Origin of the sequence: Actinomyces sp. ICM39 (genome assembly GCF_000282935.1) — a bacterium.
Classification (GTDB): Bacteria; Actinomycetota; Actinomycetes; order Actinomycetales; family Actinomycetaceae; genus Pauljensenia; species Pauljensenia odontolytica_B.
Map to the genome: position 1 here is coordinate 1 of NZ_ALCB01000084.1, position 10,191 is coordinate 10,191.

Sequence of the window (10,191 nt, forward strand, 5' to 3'; positions counted from 1 at the left end):
GGCCCGGGCGGGCTGTGCGCTCTGCGTGGGCTGTGGAACCTGCGTCGGCTGCGCGGGCGCGGCGTGACGCGGGGTGGAAGCCGTGGTTGGGGCCGCCGGGGCCGCTGCGGGAGCGGCAGGCGTTGTCGTGCGGTTCACCGTAGATGTGGAACGAGTCGGGATCGGCGCGGAGACTGGTGCCTGAGGGGCGGGGGCCGGAGCTGGCACGGCCGCATGGCGCCCGGTCGAGGTCAGCGATTGGACGGCGCCTGAGACGGCGGGAGTGTGCTCGCCGGTGGTCTCGGGGTGTAGGCGGCGTACCCGGGTGGGTGCGGAAATGGGATGGGAGGTCGGAAGGACCTCGGCCTCGTCGAGGACGCGGGGGACGGCGGCGTGACGGCCCGTGACGGGAATCGCCGAGGAGGAGGGCGCGATCGTCGTCGCCTCGTCCAGGACGGGGACGGCGGCATGTCGGCCAGTCGCGGTGCGCGCCTTGGGGGTGAGGCCCGACGGCGGCTGCAGCATGTCCTCGGGCAGCGTGCGGCGCGTCAGGTGGCGAACCGGCGCGACGATCGGGACCGAGGGCTGGACGGGCGTGCGGACCTCTGCCGGGCGCTGGGCGGCCTTCGGCAGGGGAAGGGGACGAGGAGTCACGGAGATGCCCATGGCCTTGGCGGCTGCGGCGATCTCGCGCACGGCGGCCGACCCGGACTCGGGGCGCTTCGAGGGGTCCTTTTCTAGCAGGTGCAGGATGACGTCGGCGAGAGGCTCGGGAACGAAGTCGGGGAGCGGTGGCACGGGGTCGTTGACGTGTGCGAACGCGATGTCGACCTGCGTTTCGCCGGTGAATGGGCGTTTCCCGGCCGCGGCCTCGTAGGCGATGACGCCGAGGGCGTAGAGGTCGCCGATGGGGGTGGCGACCTCGCCCATAGCCTGTTCGGGCGGCAGGTACTGGGCGGTGCCCATGACCATGCCCGCGGCGGTCAGGTTCACCTGTCCGGTGGCTCGCGAGATCCCGAAGTCCGTTAGCTTCACCATGCCGTCAGGACGAACAATAATGTTCGCGGGCTTGATGTCGCGGTGCACGACGCCCGCGCGCGCGGCAGCGCCCAGCGCCATCGCGACCTGAACGAGGATCGGCATGAGGTACTCGGGCTCGATGCGGGAGCCGCCGCGCAGGTAATCCGTCAGCGGGTATCCGTCGACGAGCTCCATGATGATCCAGCCGATGCCGTCTTCTTCGCCTGAATCCTGCGTGTTTGCGATATTCGGGTGCGAGATCGACATCGAGTTACGGGCTTCGAGGCGCAGGCGCGACAGGGAGAGCTCCTCGCCGGCCAGCTCGGGACGAAGGACCTTCGCGGCGACGATGTGTCCGCTGACCCGGTCTCGGGCTTTCCAGACCTCGCCCATGCCGCCCTGTGCGATCGGGGTGAGCAGCGTGTAGCGGCCGCCGAGCACTCGCCCGGCGCCTGACGTCATGCGTGGAACACTCACTTGAGCCCCGCTTCCAGGACAGCCCGAGCAATCGGACCGGCCACGTCGCCGCCGTGCGGGGTGGGGTTCGTATCGTCGCCCTCGACGAGGACAGCAAAGGCGATGCGCGGGTTATCCGCGGGGGCAAAACCGACGGCCCAGGCGTTCGCGTGGTCGCCCTCGCCCGTCTCAGCGGTACCGGTCTTGGCGGCCACGGACACGTTCGGTAGGGCCATCGTCGTACCCGTGCCGTAGGGCTGGGACACGACGGCTTCCATCATCGCGCGCAGCTTCGAGGCCGTTTCGGAGGAGATCGGTCGTCCGGCGTCGGTGGGGGTGGTCGTACGCACGACCTGGTTGTCGGCATCCACGATCGAGCCGATGAGGTAGGGGGTCATCATCTGGCCGTCGTTCGCGATGGTCTGGGCGACCTGCGCCATCTGCAGAGGCGTCGTCTGGACTGTGTACTGGCCGATCGAGCTCATCGCGAGCTGTGCAGCATCCGCGTCGGCGGGGAACACGGAGGGGGTCACGGACAGAGGAATCTGCGTCTCGCGTCCAAATCCGAACCGGTTCGTCACGTCGACAAGCTGTTGGTTCGTCAGCTGCTCGGAAGCCAGTACGAAGGTCGTGTTGCACGAACGGGCGAAGGCCTCGGTGAGCGTCGGGTTGCCGTCGCCGCAGGTGGAGGACTCGATGTTGGAGACCTCGGTGGCCGTGCCGGGCAGGGTCGTCGACACGGGGGAGGGCATGTGCATGTCCGGGTCGGCGAGGCGGTTTTCGATGAGGGCGATCGTTGTGAGGATCTTGAACGTCGAGCCGGGGGCGTAGCGCTCAGAGATCGTGCGGTTGAGCAGAGGGTTGCTGGGGTCCGAGGAGAGCGCGGAGAATGCGTCGGACACCGCGCCCGCGTCGGAGGAAGCGAGCTGGTTCGGGTCGAAGGTCGGCGCCGAATACATCGCTAGGACCGCGCCAGTGCGCGCGTCGAGGGCCACGACGGCACCCTTGCGGTTACCAAGAGCCGCAGCCGCGGCCTTTTGCATGTCCGGGTTCAGCGTGAGTTCCACGCCGCCGCCCTGGCGGTTCTGTCCCGTCAGGAGGTTACGCAGGCGCTGGCCGAGCAGCGTCTGCGACTGGCCGTCCAGCACGTCCTCCTCGGCGGCTTCGATACCCGTCGACGCGTTGCCGACGGACGAGAAGTAGCCGGTGACCGAGGCGTATAGGGGCCCCTCGGCGTAAGAGCGCGCGTAGCGCTTGGAATCGGCCTCGCGTTCGGACGAGGCGATCGCCGTCTTGTCGACGATGATTGGGCCGCGGTCGGTTTCGGCCGCGTGCAGGATCGTGCGCTGGTTGCGCGCGTCGGCGTTGAGGGAGGACGCGGAGATGAACTGCGTGTTCGTCACGCCCACACCCAGCAGGGCGAACATGAGCAGGACGATGATGAAAATCTTGCGAATCTGATTGTTCACGACTTACTCACCCACTCCCACGGCAGGCTGGATGCCTGAGTTCCACGGCGCGGGGGTCGACGCGGGGCGGCGCGCAGCGTCCGACACGCGGATCAGCAGGGCGACGGTGATCCACGAGGACACCATCGACGAGCCGCCGGCTGCCAGGAACGGGGCTGTCAGGCCGGTCAGCGGAATAATGCGAGTGATGCCGCCGAGCACCACGAACAGCTGAATGGCCAGCGAGAAGCTCAGGCCGGTCGCCAGTAGCTTGCCGAAACCGTCGCGCACCGTCAGCGCCGCACGCAGGCCGCGCTGAATAAGAATCAGGTACAGGACCAGGATCGCGGCCATGCCGGTCAGGCCCAGTTCCTCCGCGAAGGAGGACAGGATGAAGTCCGAGTTCGCCAGCGGCACCAGCTGCGGGTATCCGCGGCCCCACCCGGTACCCATGAGGCCACCGGAAGCCTGGCCGAACAGGCCCTGGACGAGCTGGTAGGACCCGCGGTCGTACACCTCGGGGTCGAGGGCGTTAAGCCAGATGTTGAAGCGCGTCTGCACGTGGCTGAAAGACTTGACAGCCACGAGGACGGCGGGCACGAAGAGCGTGAAGCCGATGACCAGCCACGACACGCGGTTCGTGGCGACGTACAGCATCGCGACGAAGAGACCGAAGAACAGCAGCGAGGTGCCGAGGTCGCGCTGCAGGACGAGGATCGCGATGCCGATCAGCCACACGACCATGATCGGGCCGAGGTCTCGGGCGCGCGGCAGGCGCATGCCGAGGAACTTGCGGCCACCGATCGCCAGGTTGTCGCGGTTCGTCACGAGGTACCCGGCGAAGAAGATCGCCAGGGTGATCTTGACGAGCTCGCCGGGCTGAACGGAGAGGGGCCCCAGGTGAATCCAGACGCGCGCGCCGAAGGTTTCCTGGCCGAGGCCCGGAATCATCGGCAGAAGCAGCAGGAAGAGCGACAGTGCACCGAAGGTGTAGGTGTAGCGGCGCAGCATGCGGTGGTCGCGCAGCGTGATCAAAATGATCGCGGCGATAACGATCGCGATGCCCACGAAGAGGGCCTGGCGGAAGCCGACCACGGCCTCGTCCCTGCGGGCGTACGACAGGTCCAACCGGTAGATCATCGCCAGCCCGAGGCCCGTCAGCGCCACCGCGACCGGGAGGATCACGGGGTCCGCGTAGGGCGCCAGGAAGTGCACGCCGACCTCGGCGATGATGGCGATGGCCACCAGGACGCCGACCTGCGTGAGCAGGTTCGCGGGGATCTCCCCCGTGTAGTTCAGCGACGTGAGCACGTACCCGGCGATGCCGACCGCCAGGGCCAACCCCATGAGGGTCAGCTCCAGGAAGCGGCGAGGCCGGGCGGGCGCGATCGATACGGTAGCCATTACGAGGCGCCCCCACTCTGCGCCCCGGATTGGGGCGTGCCGGACTGCGGCATGCCCGACTGGGTCGTCGAGGACGAGGGGGACGACACGTTGTCGGCCACGGAGCGCTTGAGGCCCTCGATGTAGGAGTCAATGTCGGCTCGCGAAGAGCGCAGCACCGGAGTATCGAGGCGCTGGCGGTCGACGGGGGACAAGTCGGCGAGGGCCACGTTCGAGACCTCGACCGCGTGCGATAGCTGCCAGGGTCCAATCGACTGAGGAATGCCCTGGTAGATGACGACGTAGCCGTCCTGGCCGATCGCGTAGTACTGGGTCTGCGTCCACTTCCACGACATCCACGAGGCTGCGACGACGAGGACCGTCACGAGCGAGACGAAGACGGGGGTCCACCAGGAAGAATGAGGCTTGAGCTCGATGGGGGCCTCGTCCTCGTCGGAGATGATGTCGGAGGAGGCCGAACCCAGGGCGGCCGCGCGAGCAGCCGCGCCGTCGCCTCCGCGGGACTTGGCGTTGCGGTCGATGGCCGCGGCGCCCACGATCTGCGGGGGAGCGGGCGGGAACGTGCCGGCGGGAACGATGTCCGCGATGACGCACGTGATGTTGTCGGGGCCGCCGGCCAGGAGGGCCAGGCGGATGAGTTCTTCGGCGCACTCGCCCGGATCCTTGATGTCGGCCATGACCTGGCCGATCGTCTCGGGGGAGACGAGGCCGGACAGGCCGTCGGAGCACAGCATCCAGCGGTCGCCGACGACGGCCTCGCGGATCGTCTCGTCGGGGGCCACGTCGGCCTGCGCGTCGCCGAGGATCTTCAGGACGACGTTGCGGTTGGGGTGGTGCTCGGCTTCCTCGGGCGTGATCTGGCCGGTGTCGACCAGGTACTGCACGAAGGAGTGGTCGGTCGTGACCTGGGTCAGCGTGTCGCCGCGCAGCACGTAGGCGCGCGAGTCGCCGATGTGGACCATTGCGAGGCGGTTGCCGGAGCGCATGAGCGCGATGCAGGTGGTGCCCAGGCCCTCGAGGTCGCGGTCGCGGCTCGAGCGGTCGGTGAGCTCCTCGTGCGCGTCGAGGAGGGCCTCGCGCAGGAGGGGAAGCATCGAGTCGGCCGGGTGCGAGTCCGTGTCGAGGGGGACGAGGTGCGCGAGGGCCACCGAGGAGGCGATGTCGCCTCCCGCGGGGCCGCCCATGCCGTCGGCAAGGACCAGCAGGTTCGCGCCGGCGTAGCCGGAGTCCTGGTTGTTGGAACGCACGAGGCCCACATCGGAGCGGGCAGCGTAGTGGAATTGAACCGCGTTTCCTGACATATCAACCCACCAATTCGAGAGTCGTCTGGCCGATGCGGATGACGTCACCGATCTTGAGCTGGCGCGGACTGCTCAGGCGCTCGTCGTCGATGAAGGTGCCGTTACGGCTGGAGAGGTCTTCGATCCACCAGCCGTCGGACTGGGGGGTGAGTGCCGCGTGGCGGCTGGACGCGTACTCGTCTTCGAGCACGAGGGTGCACGCGGGGGAGCGGCCGATGACGATGGGGGCTTCGCCGAGGGGCAGCATGGTGCCCACGAGGGGGCCGCCGGTCACCAGGAGGTCCTTGGGGGCCAGCGGGTTCGTGGAGGTGCGCTTCTTGTTGTCCTTGCGCTTCTCTCGGGAGGCTTTGCGGCGTGACGTGGCCTTGTCGCGTCCCTTGCCGCGCGGGGTCACGACGGTGCCGAAGATGTCGCGTCGCAGCGTGTTGACGGCCGCGAGCACGAGGAGCCACAGCAGCACCAGGAACCCGATGCGGAAGACGGTAAATGCGAGGTCAGTGGTCACTTCATTAAACTCCGCTCTGGTCTGGGTGCGTCCAGAAGAGGATCTTGGTGCGTCCGATGACGATCTGGTTACCGTCGAGCAGGGTCGCTGCGTCGATGCGGTGGCCTTCGACGAAGGAGCCGTTGGTGGAGCCCAGATCGGTCGCAATGACGCCGGTGGGCGTGATGCGCAGTTCGAGGTGGCGGCGCGAGACACCCGAGTCGTTGACGACGATGTCGGCTTCGGAGCCGCGTCCGATGACGGTGACGGGCTCGGTGAGCAGCCACTTTTCGCCGTCGACGTCGATGATGGGGTGCTCGGGGGAAGCGGACGAGGCGGTGGCGGGGGCGGCGGGGCCCCGGCGGTTTTCAGCGTCGACCTTCAGGGTGCCGCTGGGCTCGGAGGCGTCGGCGATGAATTCGATCGTGACGGGGCCGAGGAGAGAGTAGCCGTTCGCCGCGGCATGTTCGGTGGCCTGCTGGGCGAACTCGTCGGCGAGGACGTCGAGGGACGCCTCGAGGGAGGTGAGGTCGGTGCGTGAGGCGTAGACCGAGAAGTGGTTCGCGGCAATGATGCGCGAGGCGGAGACTTCCTGGACGGATTCGTCCATGGCGCGGCGGATCGCCGTGGTGATATCCACGGGCTTGATCCCCGACCGGAACACGCGCGAGAAGGCGCCGTTGACGCCTCTCTCGACGGCGCTCTCGAAGCGGTCGAAGATGCTCATAGTCGTGCTCTCCTCATTCCCCCGCGCTGTGCGCGCGACGTACGGTGTGGGTGGAAGCGAGGCCGCTCCCAGTCACAGTTTAGCCGCCGCGCGAAGCGGTGTGGCCCCAACTGCCGGGATGTTCCCGATGAGCAAAGGCCTACGCGCTCGCATCGAAGGCCCGTCATGGCAGGGAATACCTTGCCATGATGCGCCTGTGACATTTGGTGCACATGTTACACGTGTGACGATAAGTGTGTCGGAGCAAACAGAGTGTGGACAGGTCGTGTCGTATGTATTGGTCTTGCATGGTTGCATTCTGGGCTCCAGGCTTCCGTTTGGGGGAGGTTGTGTCGAGGTGTGTCCCGGTGGCGCGCACATTGTGCCTGTTATGCAGTGCACAATCGAAATGACTGACCAGATGGTTGGCGCTGCTGACTCTTTCGTATTGAGTGGCCGAGTGTGGGGTGAGGTTGTGAAAAAGTGAGGCGGGTCGCCATTTGGGAATGGATGAGCTCGGCTTGGCGGCAATTGTCTGCGCGGTCCACCGAATATGGGCGCCCTGTTCGATATGTGCGGGTGTAGATAAATATTGACCTAGAGGGTTGTGCGGGAACTAAGCCTCATTGTTATGGTGAGTCGGTAACCATATCAACGTGGGGGCGGTATGAGACTCACTGACATGCAGGGCGGCGTCCAGAGTGGAGACACTGCCCACCGAGACGACCATCCACCGACGGCTGGCCACGTGACCTGCCGGGCGGTGCGCGCACCGCGCCCGCGTCGCTTCCTCGCGCGAGGCCTCGTCGCGCTCGCGCTGTCCGGCCTCGCCCTCTCCGGCCTCATGATGGTGCCCGGAGTTGCACGGGCCGAGGCTCCCCTCGAGACCCCCGGTGCCGACAGCATCACCTTTAATCGCTCCGAAGGTCGAATCGGTAAGGCCGTCCTCAACAACTCCGGTACGGACCGGACCACCGTCGTTGCTGACAACTCGTACTTCGGCATCGTGCCCGGTATGACGGTCTACAATTCCGCGGACCCCAACCAGCGCTCGGTTGCGTATCGCGCGGGGTACTCCCAGGACTGGCTCGACGCGGACACCGCGAGAAGCGGTGATTACTGGTCCTACGTTACTCGAGGCGTGGCCTGGGACTACCACATGGCCGCCTACTACCGGTACCCCTACTATGGCGAATACACGCCCGATGCGATCTCGACCTCGACGACGAGTGCTCTCGGCTACAAGCCGAACAACCCGGGAACGGTCCCGCTCAACAGCACCTTTCTGATCGGGGCCGTGCGCCACAATAACTTCCCCATCTACTCCCAGATCCACTGGGTGCACTCGTCCTTCGACATTCGTATTGGTGACCTGGAGGAATCCTTCCCCTTTGACCAGCAGGAAACCGACAACGACACGGACACGACGGCCGTGCGACGCAAGGGAGGCCCCTACGAGTGGGTCTCCCGTGCCTCTGCGCCGCGCACCTGCCCATCGACTGCCCCCTACTATGCGCTCGCTCGATCTGATCACAACTGGCATTGCTTCAAGAAAGTCGGTGAAGGAAAAGGCAGATACGACATCTACACGGATCAGCCCCAGTACTACCCGGGCTCGGCAGGCAAGCCCGACCAGACCCCTGACTCGGACGACGTCTTGACGATCATGAAGACCACCTCGGACCAGACGATCACCGTCAACGGGATCCCGTACCGCCTCGTCCTCTACGGATTCGTACCCAACGCGGACGGCAACTGCCCCGCCACCCCGCCCGCGGGCTCGACCCCGGTCTCCAGCTTCACGACGAAGGAAAGCCAGGCGTCCTTCGGCTGCCTCTACGGCTCCTTCAGCCAGGAACGCTACGTGCGCGTCGCGAAAGCTCTCACCGAGGACTCCGAGCAGGTCGGCGACGCGATCCCCCCGTTCACCTTCACGACGATGGGCCTGGGCGACTGGTCCGCGCCCACGGGAACCCCGCTCACCACGAGCGTGACGGCAGACGGCTTTGTCGGATGGAAGTCCTTCGAGGACGCGAACCTGACCCCGACCGCCTACGGCGAGGCCGGGGCGGCCACCTCCGGATACAAGGCCTTCATGCCGGGCTTCTCCCAGTTCATCATCGCCGAGACGGGGCCGCGCATCGCAGGCCGATTCCCGTTGGATTTTGGTGCGCAGGGGCGTTTCGGCCCCTGGAAGACCAGTGATGACCCGAACTCCGCGCAGTGGAGCCTCGTCGATGTGACCTGCCTAAACGGCGTGGGCGAGCGCGTGAACGTCACCCGAGATGCTGAGACGGGCGGCGTGGACTTCTCCCAGGTCGCCCCGGCCTCGTCGCCTGCGGCCCTGCCGATCACCTGCACGTTCACCAACCGTGAGCAGACCCCCAAGCTGCGCATCCAGAAGGACCTCGAATCGGTCGAGGGCGCGACGACGGATGACATCACCGTCACCTATCGCATTACGGCTACGAACGACGGGACCCTCGCGGGCACGACCGGGCGCCTCACGGACACGCCGAACTTCGCGCCGGGCCTGACCGTGCGCTCCGCTGCCGTCGCGACTAGCCTCGACGGGCTTGATACCGCGACCGAGCAGGGGGCCGCCGCGTCCTACGTCCTCACCGAGGGGACGGCCACCGAGCCGGGCGCGTCCTCCTCGTGGTACATCCGCATGAAGGTGACGCGCGATAGTTCGGCCGCCGGGTATTCCGAGTCACTGCTCGAGTGCGCCTCGTCGAACGACCGCCTCACCCCGGGCCACGGCCTCTACAACGCGGTGACGGGCGCCTACGATCACGATGGCGAGGCCAACAACGAGGCCTGTGCACCCGCGCGCCCCCGACCGATCCGCATCGAAAAGGCCGGCACGCAGCCGGTTGGAACCCCCAACGACGACGGCACGTACCCGCTCGACGGCTCGGCCTTCGCGATCTACGACAACGAGGCCCTGGCTGGGGACCCGGTCTCTGTCCTCGACGGCGGGTCGCGTTTCGTGACCGCGCCCCTGGAGACGGGGAAGACCTACTGGCTCGTCGAGACCCGCGCGCCCGTCGGGCACGCTCTGCTGCCCCGTCCCGTCGCCTTCCATATCGAGGCAGGCGCGGATGCTGACGCCACGACCGTCATTAAGACGGACTTTGGCGCCGACGAGGGGTTCAGCTCCGTGCGTGTCCTGCCCGCTTCGGGCAGCCTGCCCGGCGCGGATCGCATGCCCGGCATTCGAGTCGTCGACACGCAGGTCGGCGTGCTTCCCAAGGCCGGATTCATCGGCGTCTACCCGCAGCTCGCGGGCGGGGCCGCCCTGCTCGGCCTCGCCGGAGCATGCGCGTGGCGCCGCCGAGAGCGGACACAGGCCGCGTAAGAAACACTGCGAGACATAACGACGTGGGTGCG

7 protein-coding genes are annotated in these 10,191 nt (G+C 67.0%); 1 reads left to right on the plus strand and 6 read right to left on the minus strand.

Going from position 1 to position 10,191, the window contains the following annotated elements:
- The 6 genes from HMPREF1137_RS09770 to HMPREF1137_RS05490 all read right to left on the minus strand — a co-directional run.
- On the minus strand, positions 1–1,461 hold a 1,461-nt coding region (locus tag HMPREF1137_RS09770), incomplete at its 3' end, for a serine/threonine-protein kinase (RefSeq protein WP_050980943.1).
- Between the two features lie 11 nt (positions 1,462–1,472).
- Entirely contained in the window at positions 1,473–2,924 is a 1,452-nt protein-coding gene (locus HMPREF1137_RS05470) for a peptidoglycan D,D-transpeptidase FtsI family protein (protein WP_007589802.1), read from the minus strand.
- Positions 2,925–2,927: 3 nt separating this feature from the next.
- Positions 2,928–4,307 carry an FtsW/RodA/SpoVE family cell cycle protein gene (locus tag HMPREF1137_RS05475; RefSeq protein WP_007589800.1) on the minus strand — a complete coding sequence of 460 codons (1,380 nt, stop codon included), beginning with the start codon at positions 4,305–4,307 and terminating at the stop codon, positions 2,928–2,930.
- Entirely contained in the window at positions 4,307–5,608 is a 1,302-nt protein-coding gene (locus tag HMPREF1137_RS05480) for a PP2C family protein-serine/threonine phosphatase (protein ID WP_007589797.1), read from the minus strand. The genes HMPREF1137_RS05475 and HMPREF1137_RS05480 overlap by 1 nt, the downstream gene beginning before the upstream one ends.
- A 1-nt stretch (position 5,609) precedes the next feature.
- Complete coding sequence (locus HMPREF1137_RS05485; protein ID WP_007589795.1) at positions 5,610–6,113, minus strand: FHA domain-containing protein FhaB/FipA; 504 nt, start codon at positions 6,111–6,113, stop codon at positions 5,610–5,612.
- A gap of 4 nt (positions 6,114–6,117) precedes the next feature.
- Entirely contained in the window at positions 6,118–6,819 is a 702-nt protein-coding gene (locus tag HMPREF1137_RS05490; protein WP_007589799.1) for an FHA domain-containing protein, read from the minus strand.
- Positions 6,820–7,465: 646 nt separating this feature from the next.
- On the opposite strand from HMPREF1137_RS05490, the gene HMPREF1137_RS05495 reads away from it, so the two are divergent.
- Positions 7,466–10,159 (plus strand): SpaA isopeptide-forming pilin-related protein, encoded by a 2,694-nt coding sequence (locus HMPREF1137_RS05495; protein ID WP_196792960.1) that lies wholly within the window; start codon positions 7,466–7,468, stop codon positions 10,157–10,159.
- Positions 10,160–10,191: the final 32 nt, after the last annotated feature.

Excerpts from the sequence above, each read along its gene's own strand:
- HMPREF1137_RS05480 (WP_007589797.1), bottom strand. The coding sequence starts at position 5,608 with ATGTCAGGAAACGCGGTTCAATTCCACTACGCTGCCCGCTCCGATGTG.
- HMPREF1137_RS05490 (WP_007589799.1), bottom strand. The coding sequence starts at position 6,819 with ATGAGCATCTTCGACCGCTTCGAGAGCGCCGTCGAGAGAGGCGTCAAC.
- HMPREF1137_RS05475 (WP_007589800.1), bottom strand. The coding sequence starts at position 4,307 with ATGGCTACCGTATCGATCGCGCCCGCCCGGCCTCGCCGCTTCCTGGAG.
- HMPREF1137_RS05495 (WP_196792960.1), top strand. The coding sequence starts at position 7,466 with ATGAGACTCACTGACATGCAGGGCGGCGTCCAGAGTGGAGACACTGCC.